This is a genomic window from Burkholderia sp. 22PA0106 (genome assembly GCF_047497155.1).
Lineage (GTDB): Bacteria > Pseudomonadota > Gammaproteobacteria > Burkholderiales > Burkholderiaceae > Burkholderia.
This window is the reverse complement of the sequence record NZ_CP163163.1, coordinates 2,724,278-2,744,008: the sequence shown is the minus strand read 5'-3', so window position 1 is coordinate 2,744,008 and position 19,731 is coordinate 2,724,278. Positions and strand designations below refer to the sequence as shown.

16 protein-coding genes are annotated in these 19,731 nt (G+C 68.2%); 11 read left to right on the top strand and 5 right to left on the bottom strand.

What is annotated here, in order from left to right; all coding sequences use genetic code 11:
- Positions 1–4 precede the first annotated feature (4 nt).
- The 4 genes from hscB (at position 5) to iscX (ending at position 3,128) form a co-directional block, all read left to right on the top strand.
- Positions 5–532 (top strand): Fe-S protein assembly co-chaperone HscB, encoded by a 528-nt coding sequence (gene hscB / locus AB4850_RS27035; RefSeq protein WP_414442517.1) that lies wholly within the window; start codon positions 5–7, stop codon positions 530–532.
- Between the two features lie 73 nt (positions 533–605).
- On the top strand, positions 606–2,474 hold the full coding sequence (hscA, locus tag AB4850_RS27030; RefSeq protein WP_414442516.1) for a Fe-S protein assembly chaperone HscA: 1,869 nt from the start codon (positions 606–608) through the stop codon (positions 2,472–2,474).
- 78 nt (positions 2,475–2,552) lie between these two features.
- Positions 2,553–2,894, top strand: a complete 342-nt coding sequence (gene fdx / locus AB4850_RS27025; protein ID WP_414442515.1) for an ISC system 2Fe-2S type ferredoxin — start codon at positions 2,553–2,555, stop codon at positions 2,892–2,894.
- A gap of 27 nt (positions 2,895–2,921) precedes the next feature.
- Complete coding sequence (iscX, locus tag AB4850_RS27020) at positions 2,922–3,128, top strand: Fe-S cluster assembly protein IscX (protein ID WP_414442514.1); 207 nt, start codon at positions 2,922–2,924, stop codon at positions 3,126–3,128.
- A gap of 116 nt (positions 3,129–3,244) precedes the next feature.
- Here the strand turns inward: iscX and AB4850_RS27015 are convergent, their stop codons facing one another.
- From AB4850_RS27015 to AB4850_RS26995, 5 genes are all read right to left on the bottom strand, one after another.
- Entirely contained in the window at positions 3,245–3,958 is a 714-nt protein-coding gene (locus AB4850_RS27015; RefSeq protein ID WP_414442513.1) for a glycine zipper 2TM domain-containing protein, read from the bottom strand.
- Between the two features lie 333 nt (positions 3,959–4,291).
- The gene (lysS, locus tag AB4850_RS27010) at positions 4,292–5,821 is read right to left on the bottom strand and encodes a lysine--tRNA ligase (RefSeq protein WP_414442512.1); all 1,530 of its coding nucleotides are present in this window, start codon (positions 5,819–5,821) and stop codon (positions 4,292–4,294) included.
- A 176-nt stretch (positions 5,822–5,997) separates the two neighbouring features.
- A protein-coding gene (prfB, locus tag AB4850_RS27005) for a peptide chain release factor 2 (protein ID WP_414442511.1) occupies positions 5,998–7,102 on the bottom strand; the annotation gives its coding sequence in 2 pieces (ribosomal slippage) (positions 5,998–7,020 and positions 7,022–7,102; 1,104 coding nt in all).
- 199 nt (positions 7,103–7,301) lie between these two features.
- Complete coding sequence (recJ, locus tag AB4850_RS27000) at positions 7,302–8,996, bottom strand: single-stranded-DNA-specific exonuclease RecJ (protein WP_414442510.1); 1,695 nt, start codon at positions 8,994–8,996, stop codon at positions 7,302–7,304.
- Positions 8,993–10,108, bottom strand: a complete 1,116-nt coding sequence (locus AB4850_RS26995) for a regulator (protein ID WP_414442509.1) — start codon at positions 10,106–10,108, stop codon at positions 8,993–8,995. Before AB4850_RS26995 ends, recJ begins: the two co-directional genes overlap by 4 nt.
- Before the next feature lie 357 nt (positions 10,109–10,465).
- Here AB4850_RS26995 and AB4850_RS26990 point away from each other — a divergent pair, with 357 nt between their 5' ends.
- From AB4850_RS26990 to kdsA, 7 genes are all read left to right on the top strand, one after another.
- Positions 10,466–11,719: a lipoprotein-releasing ABC transporter permease subunit gene (locus tag AB4850_RS26990; RefSeq protein ID WP_414442508.1), complete on the top strand. Its 1,254-nt coding sequence runs from the start codon at positions 10,466–10,468 to the stop codon at positions 11,717–11,719.
- 19 nt (positions 11,720–11,738) lie between these two features.
- Entirely contained in the window at positions 11,739–12,464 is a 726-nt protein-coding gene (lolD, locus tag AB4850_RS26985) for a lipoprotein-releasing ABC transporter ATP-binding protein LolD (protein WP_414442507.1), read from the top strand.
- A gap of 4 nt (positions 12,465–12,468) precedes the next feature.
- Positions 12,469–13,257, top strand: a complete 789-nt coding sequence (locus AB4850_RS26980) for a TatD family hydrolase (protein ID WP_414442506.1) — start codon at positions 12,469–12,471, stop codon at positions 13,255–13,257.
- Positions 13,258–13,418: 161 nt separating this feature from the next.
- On the top strand, positions 13,419–15,917 hold the full coding sequence (locus tag AB4850_RS26975; RefSeq protein ID WP_414442505.1) for a DNA internalization-related competence protein ComEC/Rec2: 2,499 nt from the start codon (positions 13,419–13,421) through the stop codon (positions 15,915–15,917).
- A gap of 216 nt (positions 15,918–16,133) precedes the next feature.
- Positions 16,134–16,946, top strand: a complete 813-nt coding sequence (locus AB4850_RS26970) for an alpha/beta fold hydrolase (protein ID WP_414442504.1) — start codon at positions 16,134–16,136, stop codon at positions 16,944–16,946.
- A gap of 222 nt (positions 16,947–17,168) precedes the next feature.
- The gene (locus AB4850_RS26965) at positions 17,169–18,830 is read left to right on the top strand and encodes a CTP synthase (RefSeq protein ID WP_414442503.1); all 1,662 of its coding nucleotides are present in this window, start codon (positions 17,169–17,171) and stop codon (positions 18,828–18,830) included.
- Positions 18,827–19,681 carry a 3-deoxy-8-phosphooctulonate synthase gene (gene kdsA, locus AB4850_RS26960; protein ID WP_414442502.1) on the top strand — a complete coding sequence of 285 codons (855 nt, stop codon included), beginning with the start codon at positions 18,827–18,829 and terminating at the stop codon, positions 19,679–19,681. Before AB4850_RS26965 ends, kdsA begins: the two co-directional genes overlap by 4 nt.
- The last annotated feature ends 50 nt before the right edge of the window (positions 19,682–19,731 follow it).

The following is a 19,731-nucleotide window of genomic DNA, read 5'->3' as shown; positions in this document are numbered from 1 at the left end:
CGCGATGATTTCGCTGAAAGACAGCTTCTTCGAACTCTTTCATCTGCCGACGCAGTTCGCGCTCGACGCCGACGCGCTCGATACCGCCTATCGCACCGTGCAGTCGCAGGTGCACCCGGATCGCTTCGCCGCGGCCGGCGACGCGCAAAAGCGCATCGCGATGCAATGGGCCACGCGCGCGAACGAGGCCTATCAAACGCTGCGCGACCCGTTGAAGCGTGCGATCTACCTGTTGTCGCTGCGCGATGTCGATGTCGGCGCGGAGAACAACACGGCGATGGAGCCGGCGTTCCTGATGCAGCAGATGGAATGGCGCGAGGCGATCGAGGATGCGGCCGGCGCGAAGAACGTCGATGCGCTCGACGCGCTGCTCGGCGAGTTGCGCGACGAAAAGCGCGCGCGGCTCGACAAGCTCGCGGCGCTGCTCGACAGCGGTTCGAACCAGGGCGCGGCCGAGGCCGTGCGGCAACTGATGTTCATCGAGCGTGTCGCCGCCGAAGTGGCCACGCAGATCGAGCGTCTCGAAGACTAACCGCGCACGCGCCGCGATCCGTCGCGGTGCGCGCGTTGCAAGCGGGGCGATGCGCCCCTCACCGATAAAACCGATGGCTTTACTGCAAATCTCCGAACCCGGCATGGCGCCCGCGCCGCATCAGCGGCGCCTCGCAGTCGGCATCGATCTCGGCACGACCAATTCGCTGGTTGCCTCGGTGCGCAACAGCGTGCCCGAAGTGCTGCCCGACGACGAAGGTCGCATGCTGTTGCCGTCCGTGGTCCGCTATCTCGAGAAGGGCGGCCGCCGCATCGGCTACGCCGCGAAGGACGCGGCGGCCAGCGATCCGCGCAACACGATCGTGTCGGTCAAGCGCTTCATGGGCCGTGGCAAGGCCGAGGTCGAGCACGCGGCCAACGCACCGTACGATTTCGTCGATGCGCCGGGCATGGTGCAGATCCGCACGATCGATGGCGTCAAGAGCCCGGTCGAGGTATCGGCCGAGATTCTCGCGACGCTGCGCCAACGCGCCGAAGATACGCTCGGCGACGACCTGGTCGGCGCGGTCATCACGGTGCCCGCCTACTTCGACGACGCGCAGCGCCAAGCCACCAAGGACGCCGCGCGTCTGGCCGGCCTGAACGTGCTGCGCCTGCTGAACGAACCGACCGCGGCCGCGATCGCCTACGGGCTCGACAACGGCTCGGAAGGCCTGTTTGCCGTCTACGACCTGGGCGGCGGCACGTTCGACCTGTCGATCCTGAAGCTGACCAAGGGCGTGTTCGAGGTGCTGGCGGCCGGTGGCGATTCGGCGCTCGGCGGCGACGATTTCGACCACGCGCTGTTCGCGCACGTGCTGGCGAACGCCGGCATCGAGCGCGCGGCCCTGTCGGCCGAAGACGTGCGTGCGCTGCTCGACCGCTCGCGTGTCGTCAAGGAAGCGCTGACCGATGCGCCGCAGGCCGCGTTCGAACTGACGCTGTCGACCGGCGCCGTGATCGCGCAAACCATCACGGCCGATACGTTCGCCGCGCTGGTCGAACCGCTCGTCGCGCGCACGCTGTCGCCCACGCGCAAGGCGCTGCGCGATGCGCAGGTCACGCCGGCCGACATCAAGGGTGTGGTGCTGGTGGGCGGCGCGACGCGCATGCCGGTGATCCGAGCGGCGGTCGAACGCTTCTTCGGCCAGCCGCCGCTCGTCAATCTCGATCCCGACCAGGTGGTCGCGCTCGGCGCGGCCGTGCAGGCCGATTTGTTGGCCGGCAATCGCGCGAACGGCGACGACTGGCTGCTGCTCGACGTGATCCCGCTGTCGCTCGGCGTCGAAACGATGGGCGGCTTGGTCGAGAAGATCATCCCACGCAATTCGACCATTCCCGTCGCACGCGCGCAGGAATTCACGACCTTCAAGGACGGCCAGACTGCAATGGCGATCCACGTCGTGCAGGGTGAACGCGAACTGGTGGCCGATTGCCGCTCGCTCGCGCGTTTCGAGCTGCGCGGCATTCCGCCGATGACGGCCGGCGCGGCGCGGATTCGCGTGACCTATCAGGTCGATGCGGACGGGCTGCTGTCGGTGTTCGCCCGCGAGCAGCATTCGGGCGTCGAGGCGTCGGTGGTGGTCAAGCCGTCTTACGGCCTGGCCGACGACGACGTCGCCAAGATGCTCGAAGACAGCTTCAAGACGGCCGACATCGACATGCGCGCCCGCGCGCTGCGCGAAGCGCAGGTCGAAGCGCAACGCGTGGTCGAGGCGACCGAGGCGGCGCTGGTGGTTGATCCCGACCTGCTGGACGACGACGAGCGCGCCGCGATCGATACGCTGATCGCCGCGCTGCGCGCGCTCACGGGCGGCGACGACACCGACGCGATCGACGCGGCGACCAAGGCGCTGGCCGAGGGCACCGACGAATTCGCGGCACGGCGCATGGACAAGAACATCCGCCGCGCGCTCAAGGGCCGCAAGCTCGACGAGATCTGAGAACGAACGGCATCGTGCCCCCCGGGCGCGATGCGTGACGGCGCGCCCCGCGCGCCATTGATGAATCACGGAACCAACATGCCCCAACTCGTAGTTTTGCCCCACGTCGAACTGTGCCCGGATGGCGCGGTGATCGATGCGACGCCCGGCAAGAGCATCTGCGACAACCTGCTCGATAACGGCATCGAGATCGAGCACGCCTGCGAGAAATCGTGCGCCTGCACGACCTGCCACGTGATCGTGCGCGAAGGCTTCAACGATCTGACGCCGTCCGAAGAGGACGAGGACGACCTGCTCGACCGCGCCTGGGGCCTGGAGCCGCAGTCGCGCCTGTCGTGCCAGGCGATCGTCGAGGAGAATTCTGATCTCGTCGTCGAGATTCCGAAGTACACGATCAATCACGCCAAAGAAAATCACTGACCCGTTACGGAATCAGGAGGTGCGACGATGAAATGGACCGATTCGCGCGCGATTGCCATCGCGCTGGCCGACAAGTTTCCCGATGTGGATCCGAAGACGATCCGCTTCACCGATCTGCACCAGTGGGTGCTCGATCTCGACGGTTTCGACGATGCGCCCGATCGCTCGGGCGAGAAGATCCTCGAAGCGATCCAGTTGCTGTGGATCGACGAGTCGGATTTCGACGACGCGTGAGCGCGAGCCGCATAGGCGGCGCAGCGAGTGATAGAAAAACGGCCGGTTGACATGACGTCAACCGGCCGTTTTTGCATTCGGGCGTCGTGGCGCCGTGGAAGGTGGCGCCTGCGAGCTCAGCCGGCCGCCAGCGTGCCCCGTTCGATATGGACGCGCTCGCCCTGGCCGAACGGCGGCGGATTGCGGTACGTGAAGGTGCGTTCCGCGCCGCTCTGCATGCGCACGCGGACGTGGTACGCGGTTTCGCTGCGCAGGTGCTTTTCGACCGAGTTGCCGGCCAGGCCGCCGCCGAGCGCACCGACGATGGTCATCGCGGTGCGGCCGCCTCCGCTGCCGAACTGGTTGCCGAGCAGGCCGCCCGCGGCGGCGCCGCCCACCGCACCGAGCCCGGTGCCGTGTCCTTCCGTTCGCGTTTCGGTGATCGCGACCACGGTGCCGCACGTGTGGCAGATCGCGGCTTGCGGTTGGGCGGGCTGTTGCGCGTATTGCGGCGGCTGCGGCGCGACCGACGGTTCGGCTTGCGCGGGCGCGCGGGCTGTCGCGACGGGCGCCACCGCTTGCGTAGGCTGGCCGGCTTGCTGCGCCTGCAGCGTGGCGGGGCCGTTTGCCGTACTGTTGGCTGCACCGCTGGCGGGCGCGGCCGTGTCGACTGCTGCCGGCGGCGTGGATGCCGATGGCGAGCCGCCCGCTTTCGGCAGTACGCCGGTAATGGCGGCGGTGGCGGCCAGGCTGGCGACGATCACTGCACCGGCGGCCGTGGCGACGAGCGGATGCAGGCGCTTGCGTGGTGGTTCGGTAGCGGGTGTGCGGTTCGGGTTGAGGTTGTCCATGTCGACTCTCCAGCGCACTTCGTGTGCGTTATTTTCTGTCGATGAGTGTCGATCATTCCGACCGGTGCCGGCGTATCAAGATGTAACGATTACCGCTGGCCGGCTCGTGTGGGCGCGACGGCGAGGCGGATCGGTCGTCGTTCCGCGGCGAGGTGCGGGCACGGCAGCGGGGAAATTTTACGTGCCGTTACAAAACTGTCGATCGCAAGGAGGACGAAACGAGACGGCGGGGAGGCGGGGGAGGGCCACGGCGAACGCGCGGCCCGAGGCAAGGCGGAATGTACGGTACATGCCGGCCGTGGGCGCACCCACCGGCCGGCATCGTCAGCTCGCTCAGTCTTCGCGGCGCAGGTGCGGGAACAGCAGCACGTCGCGGATCGTCGGGCTGTCGGTCAGCAGCATCACGAGGCGGTCGATGCCGATGCCGCAGCCGCCCGTCGGGGGCATGCCGTATTCGAGCGCGCGGATGTAGTCGGCGTCGAAGTACATCGCTTCCTCGTCGCCCGCATCCTTCTGGTCGACCTGCTTCTTGAAGCGCGCGGCCTGATCTTCCGGATCGTTCAGCTCCGAGAAGCCGTTGGCGATTTCGCGGCCTGTCATGAACAGCTCGAAGCGCTCGGTGATGCCCGGCACCGTGTCCGATTCGCGTGCGAGCGGCGACACCTCGACCGGGTAGTCGATGATGTAGGTCGGTTCCCACAATTGCGATTCGGCGGTTTCCTCGAACAGCGCCAGATGCAGCGAGCCGATGCCGGCGTTCAGGAAGGCCGGCTGGCCGACATCCACGCCGAAGCGCTTCAGCTCGGTGCGCAGGAACGCCACGTCGGCCAGTTGGGCATCGGTGTAGTCGGGCGCGTACTTCTGGATCGCCTGCGTGATGGTCAGGCGATGGAACGGCTTGGCGAGGTCGAGCTCGCGGCCCTGGTACTGGATGGTGGCGGTGCCGAGCGAGTCGATCGCGGCCTGGCGGATCACCTGCTCGGTGAAATCCATCAGCCAGCGGTAGTCGGTGTAGGCCGCGTAGAACTCCATCATCGTGAATTCCGGATTGTGGCGCGGCGACACGCCTTCATTGCGGAAATTCCGATTGATCTCGAACACGCGCTCGAAGCCGCCCACGACCAGCCGCTTCAGGTAAAGCTCCGGCGCGATCCGCAGGAACATCTGCATGTCGAGCGCGTTGTGGTGCGTGACGAACGGCTTGGCCGTCGCGCCGCCCGGGATCGGGTGCAGCATCGGCGTTTCGACTTCCATGAAGTCGGCATCGGCCATGAACTTGCGGATCGACGCGATCGCCTTGGTGCGCGCACGGAACGTGTTGCGTGTTTCGGGCGACACGATCAGGTCGACATAGCGCTGGCGGTAGCGCGTTTCCTGATCGGCCAGGCCGTGGAACTTGTCGGGCAGCGGGCGCAGCGCCTTCGACAGCAGGCGCAGCTCCACGCACTTGACCGACAGCTCGCCCTTGTTGGTGCGGAACAGCACGCCGCGCGCGGCCACGATGTCGCCGAGGTCCCACTTCTTGAACGCGTCGTAGGTTTCGGCGCCGACGTCGGCCGGCGTGACGAAGAACTGGATCTGGCCCGAGCCGTCCTGCACGGTGGCGAACGCGGCCTTGCCCATCACGCGCTTGAGCATCATCCGGCCGGCCAGCTTGACTTCGAGCGCCTTGGCCTCGAGTGCCTCCTTGTCGTCGCCCGCGTAGCCCGATTGCAGATCGGCGGCGTGGTGCGTCGGCTGGAAATCGTTCGGATAGGCGACGCCCTGCTCGCGCAGCGCGCGCAGCTTCTCGCGGCGCTCGGCCATGATCTGGTTTTCGTCGGTCGCGGGCGCGGCCTGCTGCGGTTGGGTCGGTTCGGTCATGATGGTCGGAATTCGGTGGGTAACACGGGTGCGGCGCGTGACAGGTGCGGCGAGTGCGGCAACTCGGTCGGGCCGGTGCTGCGGGTGCGTCCGGCTGGCCGGGCGCGGGGGCCGCGGCGATCGCGCGAGGCGCGGTGTCGCCGCGTGGGGCGGGCGGCGCGAGGCCGCCCTGACGATCAGACGCCCTGTTTCAGGCTGGCGCCGATGAAATCGTCGAGATCGCCGTCGAGCACGGCGCGGGTGTTGCTCATTTCGACGTTGGTGCGCAGATCCTTCACGCGGCTCTGGTCGAGCACGTAGGAGCGGATCTGGTGGCCCCAGCCCACGTCCGTCTTGCTCGATTCGAGCTTGTCCTGCTCGGCCTGGCGCTTGCGCATTTCGGCTTCGTACAGGCGCGACTTCAGCATCGCCATCGCTTCGGCGCGGTTGCGGTGCTGCGAGCGGTCGTTCTGGCACTGCACCACGATGCCGGACGGCATGTGCGTGATACGTACCGCGGAATCGGTCTTGTTGATGTGCTGACCGCCCGCGCCCGACGCGCGATAGGTGTCGATGCGGAGATCGGCCGGGTTCACGTCGATCTCGACCGAATCGTCGATTTCCGGATAGACGAACACCGACGAGAACGACGTGTGGCGGCCGCCCGACGAATCGAACGGCGACTTGCGCACGAGGCGGTGAATGCCCGTTTCGGTGCGCAGGAAGCCGTAGGCGTAGTCGCCCGTGACCTTGATCGTGGCGTTCTTGATGCCGGCCACGTCGCCGTCGGATTCTTCCAGCACTTCGGTCTTGAAGCCCTTGCGCTCGCAGTAGCGCAGGTACTGGCGCAACAGCATCGACGCCCAGTCGCAAGCCTCGGTACCGCCGGCGCCGGCCTGGATGTCGATGAAGCAGTTGTTCGGATCGGCCGGGTTCGAGAACATCCGGCGGAATTCGATTTCCGAGACGCGCTTCTCGAGTGCGGCGGCGTCGCTTTCGCTGCCGACGAGGGTATCTTCGTCGTCTTCCTCGCGGGCGAGATCGAATAGATCGCTGGCGTCGCCGAGATCGTTATCGAGCGCGGTCAGCGTCATCACGACGCCTTCCAGCGATTTCTTCTCGCGGCCGAGTGCCTGGGCGTTCTTCGAATCGTTCCAGACGTTCGGATCTTCGAGTTCCTTGTTGACTTCGGCTAGACGTGCAGACTTGACGTCGTAGTCAAAGATACCCCCGTAGCTCGCCTGCGCGCCGGCGCAGGTCTGCTAGAGAGCTTTCGATCGCGTTGAGGCGTTCCGCTTCCATGTGATGATCGCTTTTTCGGCTTCGTGAAAAGGCGAAATTATAGCCGATCGGGCGGCCCCTCCGGTTGGCCGGGCGGGGTTGCCCGATCGGCGGCGGCATGGCAGGCAGGGTGCGGGCGGTGCTGGAATGAGTGACGGATCGGTAGCGAGCCGGCGGCCGGCGGGCGCCGCGGCGGGCAGGACGGCCCGCCGCGCCCGCTTCAGGCGGCGTGCTCGACGATCAATTGCACGCGCGTGACGCCGTTCCAGGTATCGCTCGCCAGCCGGTAGGCGACGGTCGCGCGCGCCGGCAGCGGCTCGGTGTGGTTGAACCAGATCGCGCCGAAGCGCTGGCGGCCGCGCAGCAGTTGCAGCTTCAGGTGCTTGTCCTTGACCAGCGCCTGCGAGGCCACCTCGAATTCGCCCGAGAACAGCGGGGCCGGAAAGCCCTGGCCCCAGACGGCCGCATCGATCAGCTCGACGAACTGCGGCGTGAAGTACGCATCCTCCAGGTCGCCGTCGGTTTCGATCACGCGCGCGAGCGTGTCGGCCGACAGCCATTCGCGCGCCACCGCCTCGAACGCGGCGGCGAAGCGCGGCACCTTGTCGGTTTCGAGCGTGACGCCGGCCGCCATCGCGTGGCCGCCGAACGTGACGAGCAGATCCGGCTCGCGCTTCGAGACCAGATCGAGCGCGTCGCGCAGATGGAAGCCCGGGATCGAGCGGCCGGAGCCCTTGACGCGCGCGCCGCTCTCGTCGGCATGCGCGAACGTGAACGACGGGCGGTGGAACTTCTCCTTGAGCCGGCCGGCGACGATGCCGATCACGCCCTGGTGCCACTCGGGATTGAACAGCACGATGGTGGCCGCCTCGGCCGGATCGACGCTCGCCAGGTCGGCCAGCGCCTGCTGCTGCATGCCGGCCTCGATCTCGCGGCGCTCGCGGTTCATGGTGTCGAGCTGCTGCGCCAGGTCCCAGGCGCGGCCGACGTCGTCGGTGGTCAGGCATTCGATGCCGAGCGACATGTCCGACAGGCGGCCGGCCGCGTTCAGGCGCGGCCCGAGGCCGAAGCCCAGGTCGAAGCCCGAGGCGCTGCGCGCCTCGCGCGCGGCGGCGCGAAACAGCGCGGCGATGCCGGGCTGCATGCGGCCGTTGCGGATTCGCTGCAGGCCCTGCGCGACCAGCACGCGGTTGTTGCCGTCGAGGCGCACCACGTCGGCCACGGTGCCGAGCGCGACCAGGTCGAGCAGGCCGTCGAGGCGCGGCTCCGGGCGCGCCTCGGTGAACGCGCCGCGGCGGCGCAGTTCGGCGCGCAGCGCGAGCAGCACGTAGAACATCACGCCCACGCCGGCAATGTGCTTGCTCGGGAACGTGCAGCCCGGCTGGTTCGGATTGACGATGGCGCGCGCATCCGGCAGCGTCGCGCCGGGCAGGTGATGATCGGTCACCAGCACGTCGATGCCGAGCGCGTTGGCGGCGGCCACGCCGTCGACGCTGGCGATGCCGTTGTCCACCGTGATCAGCAGGTCCGGCTTGCGCGCGGCGGCGAGCTTGACGATTTCGGGCGTCAGGCCGTAGCCGTATTCGAAACGGTTCGGCACCAGGTAATCGATGCTCGCGCCGAGCATGCGCAAGCCGCGCACGGCCACCGCGCAGGCGGTGGCGCCGTCGCAGTCGTAGTCGGCCACCACCAGCATCCGCTTGCGCGCGTCGAGCGCGTCGGCCAGCAGCACGGCGGCCTCCTCGCAGCCCTTCAGGCTGGCGGGCGGCACGAGGCGGGCCAGCGCCGTTTCGATGTCCTCGGGGCAGGTGACGCCGCGCGCCGCGTACAGGCGCGCGAGAACGGGATGCAGGCCGTGGCGGGCCAGGGCTTCGGTGTCGGCGGGCGAGGCCGAGCGGGTGACGAGTCGGGTCATGCGCTTGCGTTTTCGAACAGGGAGGCGAGCGTGCGGCGTCGCCAGAATTTGCGGAGATCGCCGCGCGTGGCGGCGAGCGTGGTGGCGCTGGTGTCGCCGCACAGCGTGAAGCTCAGTTCGCGCACCCGGCCCGCGCGCAACGCGTCGAGCGCCGGGGCGAACCAGTCGCGTTCGAGCGCGTCGAGCGCGTCGCGCCAGCGGTACCAGTCCTGCTGGATGAACGGGACGGTCAGCGTGTCCAGCTCGATCAGCGTGGCGCGTGCGTCGTCGTGATCGGCATGGTTGGCGGCCAGGGCATCGAACGTGGCCGGCGGGGCGTCGGCGGGCGCTTGCGCGGCGAGCGCCAGCCCGCGCGTGGCGCAGGCCGTGGACAGCACGCGCGCGAACGGGCTGCGCACCGGCCGCAGCGTGCCCTGGCCGTGAAACCAGATCGAATTCGCGCTGAACTGGCGGCGCGCCTCGCGCGCGTCGTTCACCGCGTGGCCGAACCAGGCCATCTGCACTTCGTTCTGCAGCTTCATCCAGAGGCGCGAGCGTTCGCCCGTGCGGGCCTCGTGCGGCAGCCAGATCTCGATGTTGCGGCCGCTGGCGCGCAGCGGTGCGGCGCCGGCCAGTTCGGCCAGCGAGGCGCTGGAGACATACCAGCGTTTCGGATGGGGCGCCTGCATGCGCACGCCCAGCTCCTCGATCAGCGGGCGCGCCACGTCGAGCAGCGCGGCGGCTTCGGCGTCGGCCAGTTCGAGCGAGGACGGATCGATCAGCACCAGGTGGTCGGTCGCGATCTGCACGTGCACCGGCTCGATGCAGGCCCACGGCGCGTCGCCGGGCGTGCCGCCGTCGGCGAGCAGCATGTAGGGGGCGAGCGGGGCGTCGTCGGTCTGGCCGTCGATCGCGCCGAAGCGCTGGGCCAGCCAGCGTTCGTGCGGCAGCGTGCGCTGGAAATCTTCGCCGGCAACGCGTTCGACCAGACGCGCGCGGGCCAGCAGCGCGCTCAGTGCCGGGCTGGCGAGATCGCGCAGTGACAAGGCGGCATCGGCGGCGGACGGGAGCGCGAACGGCAGCAGGAAATGGAGGCGGCGGGGGGCAGGGTGGTCGCGCATGATGGTGCGCATTGTAGGCCAAACGGCCTGGGCCGGCGGCGCGGTTTGTGGCCCGGGGTGACCCGGGCCGCGCGAGCGCGGCAGCGGCCGGGCGAGTGGCGGTGGCAGCACGCGCGGCCGTATCCGGGGCCGTGCCGACGACGGCGGACGGCCGTGCCGGGAAGACCGCCCGGCGGGGCATCGGCGGCTTTTGCACAGGCCCGCTGCGGCCCGCCTCGTCCTGTCTCGTTTTCAGAGCCGGTTAAGTAATGTGTGGCAAACTTCGCGCGTGATCGGCGGCGCCCGGCCTGGTGCGCCGCCTTCCGGGCTGCCGGCCCGGATGCCTCACCCGGCCGGCGACGCCCGCCGCAACACGTAAAAAGGACCCGCTTGAAACTCCCGTACGAATGGCAGATCGGCTGGCGCTACACGCGCGCCGGCAAACGCACGACCGGCAACGGTTTCATCTCCTTCATCGCCGCCGTCTCGATGCTCGGCATCGCGCTCGGCGTGGCTGCCCTGATCGTGGTGCTGTCGGTGATGAACGGCTTCCAGACGCAGGTGCGCGACCGCATGCTGTCGGTGCTCGCGCACGTCGAGATCTTCTCGCCCACCGGCTCGATGCCGAACTGGCAACTGACCTCCGACGAAGCGCGCCGCAATCCCGAAGTGATCGGCTCGGCGCCCTACGTCGAGGCGCAGGCCTTGCTGACCCGCCAGGATGCGGTGAGCGGCGTATTGCTGCGCGGTGTCGATCCGGTGCGGGAGCCGCAGGTGTCAGACGTGAGCAAGGACATGAAGGCCGGCTCGCTCGCGGCCCTGCAGCAAGGCCAGTTCGGCATCGTGCTCGGCACTGCGCTGGCCAGCAATCTCGGCGTGGGCGTGGGCGATAAAGTCACGCTGGTCGCGCCGGAAGGCACCATCACGCCGGCCGGCATGCTGCCGCGCCTGAAGCAGTTCACGGTAGTCGGCGTGTTCGAATCGGGACACTACGAATACGACAGCACGCTCGCGATGATCGACATCGGCGACGCGCAAACGCTGTTCCGCCTGCCCGCGCCCACCGGCGTGCGGCTGCGGCTCAAGGACATGCAGCGTGCGCCCGAGGTGGCCGTGCAGTTGTCGCATTCGCTGTCGGGCGATCTGTATATCCGCGATTGGACGCAGCAGAACAAGACGTGGTTCTCGGCCGTCAAGATCGAGAAGCGCATGATGTTCATCATCCTGACGCTGATCATCGCGGTCGCAGCGTTCAATCTGGTGTCGTCGCTCGTGATGACGGTGACCAACAAGCAGGCCGATATCGCGATCCTGCGCACGCTCGGCGCGCAGCCCGGCTCGATCATGAAGATCTTCGTGGTGCAGGGCGTGACGGTGGGCTTCGTCGGCACGCTCGCGGGCGTCGGCCTCGGCAGCCTGATCGCCTGGAGCATTCCGTGGCTGATCCCGATGATCGAGCATCTGTTCGGCGTGCAGTTCCTGCCGCCGTCGGTGTATTTCATCAGCGAACTGCCGTCGGAGCTGGTGGCCGGCGACGTGATCAAGATCGGCCTGATCGCATTCGTGCTGTCGTCGGTGGCGACGCTGTATCCGAGCTGGCGCGCGGCCAAGGTCCGCCCGGCCGAAGCGCTGCGCTACGAATGAGCGGGGCGCGCAACAGGCCATGAACTCGAACCATCAAGGAAACCCGCGCATGCGCGAAACCGTGCTCGAAGCGAGCGGCATCACCAAATCGTTCCAGCAGGGCGGGCTCGACGTGCGCGTGCTGGCCGAGGCGTCCGTCGCCGTGCATCGCGGCGAGAAGCTCGCGATCGTCGGCGCGTCGGGCTCGGGCAAGAGCACGCTGCTGCACGTGCTGGGCGGGCTCGACGAGCCGGGCACGGGCGAGGTGTCGCTGCTCGGCAAGCCGTTCACGCGGCTCGCCGAGCGTGAACGCAACGACCTGCGCAATCGCGCGCTGGGCTTCATTTATCAGTTCCACCATCTGCTGCCGGAATTCTCGGCGCTCGACAACGTGGCGATGCCGCTGCGAATCCGCCGGCTGGCGGCCGCCGAAGCGCATCACGCGGCGCGCGAGATGCTCGAACGCGTCGGCCTCGGCCATCGCGCGAAGCACCGTCCGGGCGAGCTGTCGGGCGGCGAGCGCCAGCGCGTGGCGGTGGCGCGCGCGCTCGTCACCAAGCCGGCCTGCGTGCTGGCCGACGAGCCGACCGGCAACCTCGACGGCTCGACCGCCGACAACGTGTTCAACCTGATGCTCGAATTGTCGCAAACGCTCGACACCAGCTTCGTGATCGTCACGCACGATCTGGAACTGGCCGGCCGCTGCGACCGCATCCTGCGGCTGCGCGACGGCGTGCTGCACGAGGAGCCGGCGGTGCCGGCCTGACGCGATGTGGATCGACACGCACTGCCATCTCGACGCCGGCGAATTCGACGCGGACCGTGCTGCGGTGGCGTTGGCGGCGGCCGAGGCGGGCGTGTCGGGCATCGTGATTCCAAGCGTCGGCGCGGGCAATTTCGATACGGTGCGCGAGCTGGCGCATCGCACCGCCGGCGGCAGTTACGCGCTCGGCATCCATCCGCTGTTCACGCCGGCCGCGGGCGACGACGACCTCGACCGCCTGCGCATGGAGATCGAGGCCAGCCTCGACGATCCGCGCTTCGTCGCGATCGGCGAGATCGGCCTCGATTACTTCGTCGACGGGCTCGACAACCCGCGCCAGGAACACTTCTACGCCGAGCAACTGAAGCTGGCGCGCGAATTCGATCTGCCGGTGCTGTGCCATGTGCGCAAGTCGCAGGATCGTGTGCTGGCGGGGCTGCGGCGCTTCGGCGTGCGGCGCGGCATCGCGCATGCGTTCAACGGCAGCTTCCAGCAGGCCGAGGCGTTCGTGACGCAGGGCCTGCATCTGGGCTTCGGCGGCAACGTGACGTTCGAGCGGGCGCGGCAGATCCGGCGGCTCGCCGAGCAACTGCCGCTGGAGGCGCTGGTGGTCGAAACCGATGCGCCCGACATCGCCCCCGAATGGCGCTACAAGCAGCGCAACACGCCCGATCAGGTGCCGCGTATCGGCGAGATCATCGCTGCCCTGCGCGGCAGCGACGTTGCCGGCATGGCGCGCGCGACCACCGAGAATGCCCATGCGGCGATGCCGCGTTTGCGCGCCGCGCTGGCTTGATGGCGCCTGAGTTGCCTGCTCGGTTGCACGCGTTTCGGTTTTTTCCCATCGCTCTATTCCCTTCGGCCAGCGTGATCGTTTCGACGGTTCGCGGCTGCCTTTCTTCCCCATAATCGTCCGTGCTTGGCGTCGTGTTCGCGGCGCGTCATCACGAGGTGGCGATGCGGGAAATCTGGATCGCGTTTGCGCTCGGCGTCGTGCTGTTGCAGCGGCAGGCGAGCTTGCCGGGATGGCGCTTGCTGGCGGCCTTGGGGCTGGCGGTGGGGCTGCTGATTGCGCTCGTGCTCGTGCTGTTTGTCAGGCCTACCCGTTGGGCGGGGCGGGCGTGTGTGCCTGCGGCGCTTGCGTTGGCCTTGCTCGCCGGCTTTTCCTACGCTGCCGTGCGCGCGCATTGGCGGCTCGCCGATACCTTGCCGGCCGAATGGATGCGGCGCGACGCGATCGTGACGGGCACGGTGCGCGGGCTGCCCACGCGCGACGCCGACGGCGTGCGTTTCGTGTTCGACGTCGACGGTCACGACACGGGCCTCGCGCGCTTTCCGGCGCGCTTGCGCTTGTCGTGGATCGTGCGTGGCGAGGACATCGCGCCACCGCCGCCGATGCGCCCTGGCGAGCGCTGGCGGCTGCGCGTGCGCCTGAAGCGACCTCACGGCGCGGCCAACGAGGGCGTGCGCGACGCCGAGGCCGGGTGGCTGGCGCAAGGCGTGCGCGCGCTCGGCTACGTATCCGCGCCGCGCGACGCGATACGGCTCGATGCGGGGCCTCGCACGTCGCGCGACGCCGTCGACCGGCTGCGGTTCGCGCTGCGCGAGCGGATCCGCGCGGTGCTGGCCGGGGCGCCGCATGCGGGCATCGTGATCGCGTTGGCGATCGGTGCGCAGGACGACATCGCCGAAGCCGACCGCCGCTCGCTGCGCGCCACCGGTACGAGCCATCTGGTGGCGATTTCGGGGCTGCATATCGGCATGGTCGGGGCGTTGGCCGGTTGGGGTGTGGCCGCGTGGTGGCGGCGCGCGGCGGTACGCGGCATGCCGCTGCCGCTGATCGTGCCGGCCCAGTACGCCGGCGCGTGCGCGGCGATCGCCGGGGCCGGTTGCTATGCCGCGCTGGCCGGTTTCAACGTGCCGGCGCAGCGCGCCTGGTGGATGTTGAGCACGGCCTGCCTCGCCTATCTGGCCGGGCGTGCGGTGCCGCCCTCGGCCACGCTGGCGATGGCGCTTGCCTGCGTGCTGATCGCCGATCCGTGGGCGGTGCTGCTGCCGGGGTTCTGGCTGTCGTTCGGCGCGGTTGCGGTGATCCTGTTCGCGGTGTCGGGGCGCACGAATCGGCGGCGGCATCGGCGGGATGGCGAACCGCTGGCCGCCGATGCCGATATGGGGGTTGCGCAGCCGCGTCGCGCCATCGATTCGCGGCGTTGGGTTGCGCGCCTCGCTCACGGGATCGCCAGCGGCGCTCGCGTGCAATACGCGGTGACGCTCTGGATGGTGCCGCTCGGCGTCGTCTGGTTCGGGCAGATTCCGCTGGGCAGCATGGCGGCCAATGCGCTGGCGATTCCGTGGGTCGGCTCACTCGTCACGCCGGTCGTGCTGGCGGGCGTGGTACTGCCGGCGCCGCTCGGCGCGCCGGCGTTTCATGCGGCGCACGCGATGCTCGCGGCGTTGTTCGGCGTGTTCGACGCGCTCGGGCCGGCCGAGCGCTCGGTGTTGACGATGGCGCCGCCGTCGGGCTTCGCACTGGCCGCCGCGCTGATCGGCGGCGGATGGATGCTGATGCCGCGCGGCTGGCCGTTGCGTTTCGCGGCCCCGCTCGCGTGGCTGCCGTTCGCGCTGCCCGCGCCGCAGGGGCCGCCAGCGGGCGCGGCTAGGCTGACGATGCTCGATGTCGGGCAGGGCACGTCGGTGCTCGTCGAAACCGCGCGTCACCGGCTGCTGTTCGATGCCGGGCCGGGTGAGGAGTCCACGCGTGCGGGCGAGCGCGTGGTGGTGCCGTTCCTGCGTGCGCGCGGTATCGACAAGCTCGACGTGCTGATGATCAGCCATGCCGATGCCGATCACGCGGGCGGCGCGCCGGCCGTACTCGCCGCGTTGCCGGTCGCGCAGCTCGCGGGCGGCTTGCCGCCCGGCAACCGGCTGTGGCGTCAGGCGAAGGATGCCGGCGTGGCCGACCGGCTCGTTTGCGCGGCCGGGCAGCACTGGCAGTGGGATGGCGTGCGTTTTGCCGTGCTGTGGCCGCAGGGCGGGGTGCGGGCCGGCAGCGCGAATGCGCAATCTTGCGTGCTGCACGTTTCGGCGGGCCGCCACGCGGTCTTGCTGACGGGCGACATCGACACGCGCGTCGAACGCGTGCTGCTGGCCGGCGACCGCGCGGCGCTGGCGGCCGATGTGCTGGTGGTGCCGCATCATGGCAGCCGCACGTCGTCGTCGGAACCGTTCGTCGATGCGGTCGGGCCGCGCACCGCGTGGTTTCCGCTCGGTTATGCGAACCGTTTCCGGCATCCGCATCCGACTGTCTGGGCGCGTTTTGCCGAACGCGGCATTCCGCTGGCGCGCAGCGATCGCGACGGTCAGGTGGATGTCATGCTGAACGATCCCGATGCTCCCGACGCATTGCCGATCCTGCGCTACCGCGACCGGCACCGGCGCTACTGGATGGATCGATGAGGGGGCGAGTAGAGGGAACCATCGAAGCGCGGTCGATCGAAAGGATTCGATAAAAATCAAATGCTTATCGCCTCATTTCGAAAATGACCCGGCACGCGGCCCGGTGCGCCCCGGCGCATTGTGCGATATGGCCGCACGGACGCGCTATGCTCGTCCGGCATCGTCGTGCAGCCTTGTCTGCCGCGCCCCGAACCGAAAACAGGAGACACCGCACACTTGAAGGACATCCTCCATTTCTCGCATGCGAACGGCTTTCCCGCCTCGACCTACCGGACGTTGTTCGCCGAGCTGGCCGACGAGTACGAGATCCGCACGCTGGAGCGGATCGGTCACGACCGGCGCTATCCCGTCACGCGCGACTGGCCGCATCTCGTCGACGAGCTGGTCGAGACGATCGGCCAGCGCTACGAGCGGCCGGTCTGGCTGGTCGGCCATTCGCTCGGCGGGTATCTGTCGCTGATGGCGGCGCTCAAGAAGCCGCAATGGGTGCGCGGCGTCGTCATGCTCGATTCGCCGGTGATCGCGGGCTGGCGCAGCAGCGCGCTGCGCGTGAGCCAGTGGACCGGCCTCGACGAGCGGCTCTCGCCGGCTGCGGCCACCCGCAAGCGGCGCACGCGCTGGGCCAGCCGCGACGAGGTCTGGCGGCATTTCCGCGAGAAGCCGGCGTTCGCGCGCTGGGACGAGCGGATGCTGGCCGACTACGTCGATCACGGCATTCCGCAGACGGATTCGTCCGGCGAGCGGCGGCTCGCGTTCGACCGCGAGATCGAGTACATGATTTATCGGACGTTGCCGCACACGCTCGGGCCGCGGCTTGCGCACGGCGCGCCGGTGCCGGTGGGCTTCCTGGCCGGCACGCGTTCGCGCGAGGTTCGGCAGGTCGGGCTCGACGCCACGCGGCGTATCGCGCACGGCCGGATCGAGTGGCTCGAAGGCTCGCATCTGTTCCCGATGGAGCACCCGCTGGAAACCGCACGCGCCTTGCAGCGCATGCTGAATACCTTGCGTTCGGCCGGCGCCGCCGCATAGCAGCCGGCGTGGCGCGATGCGGCGTGCAAAGGCGCGGGACAGCCTGCCGCAGCACGCCTTCCCGGCCGCTCGCGCGGCGTCGGGACAGCCGCCGCGCAGGTGCCGAAACGGGCCATCGGCCGCCTCGCCGCACAGGGCAAGGATAGGGCGCGATCGGTCCACAATTGCTCAGAGATGCACGGTCTTTACGGTATAATCCGTTTTTCCCGCGAGCATTCAGCGATGACCAAATATGTATTCGTCACCGGCGGCGTAGTTTCTTCCCTCGGCAAGGGAATTGCTGCCGCTTCTCTCGCCGCGATCCTCGAGTCGCGCGGTCTAAAAGTCACCCTCCTCAAGCTCGATCCGTACATCAACGTCGACCCCGGCACGATGAGCCCGTTCCAGCACGGCGAAGTGTTCGTGACGGAAGACGGCGCGGAAACCGATCTCGACCTCGGCCACTACGAGCGCTTCATCAGCACGAAGATGCGCAAGGCCAACAACTTCACGACCGGTCAGATCTACGAGTCGGTGATCCGCAAGGAACGCCGTGGCGATTACCTGGGCAAGACGGTCCAGGTCATTCCGCACATCACCAATGAAATCCAGGCGTTCGTCGAGCGCGGCGCGGCGTCGGCCACCTGCGGCGAGCCGGACGTGGCGATCGTCGAAATCGGCGGCACGGTGGGCGACATCGAATCGCTGCCGTTCCTCGAAGCCGCACGTCAGATGAGCCTGCGCATGGGCCGCAACAGCGCGTGCTTCGTGCACCTGACGCTGGTGCCGTTCATCGCGACGGCCGGCGAGCTGAAGACCAAGCCGACCCAGCACAGCGTGCAGAAGCTGCGCGAAATCGGCATTCTGCCGCACGTGCTGCTGTGCCGTGCCGATCGCCGCATCCCCGACGACGAGTGCCAGAAGATCTCGCTGTTCTCGAACGTGCCGGAAGACGCGGTCATTTCCGTGTGGGACGTCGACAGCATCTACAAGATCCCGCAGATGCTGCACGATCAGGGCCTCGACAAGATCATCTGCGAAGAGCTCAAGCTCTCGCCGAACGATGCCGACCTCTCGATGTGGGCCTCGCTGGTCGATCGCCTGCAGCACCCGAAGCACGAAGTCACGATCGGCATGGTCGGCAAGTATGTCGAGCTGACGGAATCGTACAAGTCGCTGATCGAGGCGCTGCGTCACGCGTCGATCCACACGTCGACCAAGGTCAACATCGAATACCTCGACTCCGAGGAAATCGAAACCAACGGCGTCGACAGCCTCAAGCACCTCGACGCCGTGCTGGTGCCGGGCGGTTTCGGCCGTCGCGGCACCGAAGGCAAGATCGCGGCGATCCGCTATGCGCGCGAAGCGAACGTGCCGTATCTCGGTATCTGTCTCGGCATGCAGCTCGCGGTCATCGAATTCGCACGCGACGTGGTCGGCCTGAAGGGCGCCAACAGCACCGAATTCGATCCGGAAACGCCGAGCCGCGTGGTCGCCCTCATCACCGAGTGGCACGATCGCGAAGGCAAAGTGGAAAAGCGCACGGAAGGATCGGATCTGGGCGGTACGATGCGCCTGGGCTCGCAGCGCTGCCCGATCAAGGCCGGCACGCTGGCCGAGGAAATCTATGGCGCCGACGTCAACGAACGTCACCGCCATCGTTACGAGGTCAACAACGGTTTCGTGCCCCAGCTCGAAGCCGGCGGCCTCGTGATCAGCGCCCGCACGCCGAGCGAGGATCTGCCGGAAATGATGGAGCTGCCGCGCTCGATGCACCCGTGGTTCGTCGGTGTCCAGTTCCACCCGGAATTCACGTCCACGCCGCGTGACGGTCACCCCCTGTTCAAGTCGTTCGTCGAAGCCGCGCTGGCCAATCAGCAGGCGCGTGCCGGAGTGAAAGCATGAAACTGGGCGATTTCGAAGTCGGCCTCGATCGGCCGTTCTTCCTGATCGCCGGCACTTGCGTCGTCGAATCGGAGCAGATGACGATCGACACCGCGGGCCGGCTCAAGGAAATCTGCGCGAAGCTGAACATCCCGTTCATCTACAAGTCGTCGTTCGACAAGGCCAACCGCAGTTCGGGCACGTCGTTCCGCGGCCCGGGCATGGACGAAGGCCTGCGCATCCTGTCCGAAGTCAAGCGCCAGCTCGGCCTGCCGGTGCTGACCGACGTGCACGGCATCGAGGAAATCGAGCCGGTGGCGTCGGTGGTCGACGTGCTGCAAACGCCGGCCTTCCTGTGCCGGCAAACCGATTTCATCCACGCCTGCGCGCGCTCGGGCAAGCCCGTCAATATCAAGAAGGGTCAGTTCCTCGCGCCGCACGACATGAAGAACGTGATCGACAAGGCGCGCGCCGCGGCCCGCGAAGCCGGCCTGTCCGAAGATCGCTTCTTCGCCTGCGAGCGCGGCGTTTCGTTCGGCTACAACAATCTCGTGTCCGATATGCGTTCGCTCGCGATCATGCGCGAAACGGGCGCGCCGGTCGTGTTCGACGCCACCCACTCGGTGCAGTTGCCGGGCGGGCAGGGCACCAGCTCGGGCGGCCAGCGCGAGTTCGTGCCGGTCCTCGCACGCGCGGCCGTGGCCACCGGCGTGGCCGGGCTGTTCATGGAGACGCACCCGAACCCGGCCGAGGCGAAGTCCGACGGCCCGAACGCCGTGCCGCTGCATCGCATGGCCGCGCTGCTCGAGACGCTCGTCACGCTCGACACGGCGGTCAAGCGCACGCCGTTCCTGGAAAACGATTTCAACTAATGCATGAACTTGGCGGCGGTGGCAGGCGTCTGTAGCAAGGTCTGCTCCGC

Coding starts and splice junctions, on each gene's coding strand:
- AB4850_RS26995 (WP_414442509.1), bottom strand. CDS start 10,108: ATGCGCACCATCATGCGCGACCACCCTGCCCCCCGCCGCCTCCATTTC.
- AB4850_RS26965 (WP_414442503.1), top strand. CDS start 17,169: ATGACCAAATATGTATTCGTCACCGGCGGCGTAGTTTCTTCCCTCGGC.
- iscX (WP_414442514.1), top strand. CDS start 2,922: ATGAAATGGACCGATTCGCGCGCGATTGCCATCGCGCTGGCCGACAAG.
- AB4850_RS26980 (WP_414442506.1), top strand. CDS start 12,469: ATGTGGATCGACACGCACTGCCATCTCGACGCCGGCGAATTCGACGCG.
- fdx (WP_414442515.1), top strand. CDS start 2,553: ATGCCCCAACTCGTAGTTTTGCCCCACGTCGAACTGTGCCCGGATGGC.
- lysS (WP_414442512.1), bottom strand. CDS start 5,821: ATGACCGAACCGACCCAACCGCAGCAGGCCGCGCCCGCGACCGACGAA.
- hscA (WP_414442516.1), top strand. CDS start 606: ATGGCTTTACTGCAAATCTCCGAACCCGGCATGGCGCCCGCGCCGCAT.
- AB4850_RS26975 (WP_414442505.1), top strand. CDS start 13,419: ATGCGGGAAATCTGGATCGCGTTTGCGCTCGGCGTCGTGCTGTTGCAG.
- lolD (WP_414442507.1), top strand. CDS start 11,739: ATGAACTCGAACCATCAAGGAAACCCGCGCATGCGCGAAACCGTGCTC.
- kdsA (WP_414442502.1), top strand. CDS start 18,827: ATGAAACTGGGCGATTTCGAAGTCGGCCTCGATCGGCCGTTCTTCCTG.
- hscB (WP_414442517.1), top strand. CDS start 5: ATGATTTCGCTGAAAGACAGCTTCTTCGAACTCTTTCATCTGCCGACG.
- recJ (WP_414442510.1), bottom strand. CDS start 8,996: ATGACCCGACTCGTCACCCGCTCGGCCTCGCCCGCCGACACCGAAGCC.
- AB4850_RS27015 (WP_414442513.1), bottom strand. CDS start 3,958: ATGGACAACCTCAACCCGAACCGCACACCCGCTACCGAACCACCACGC.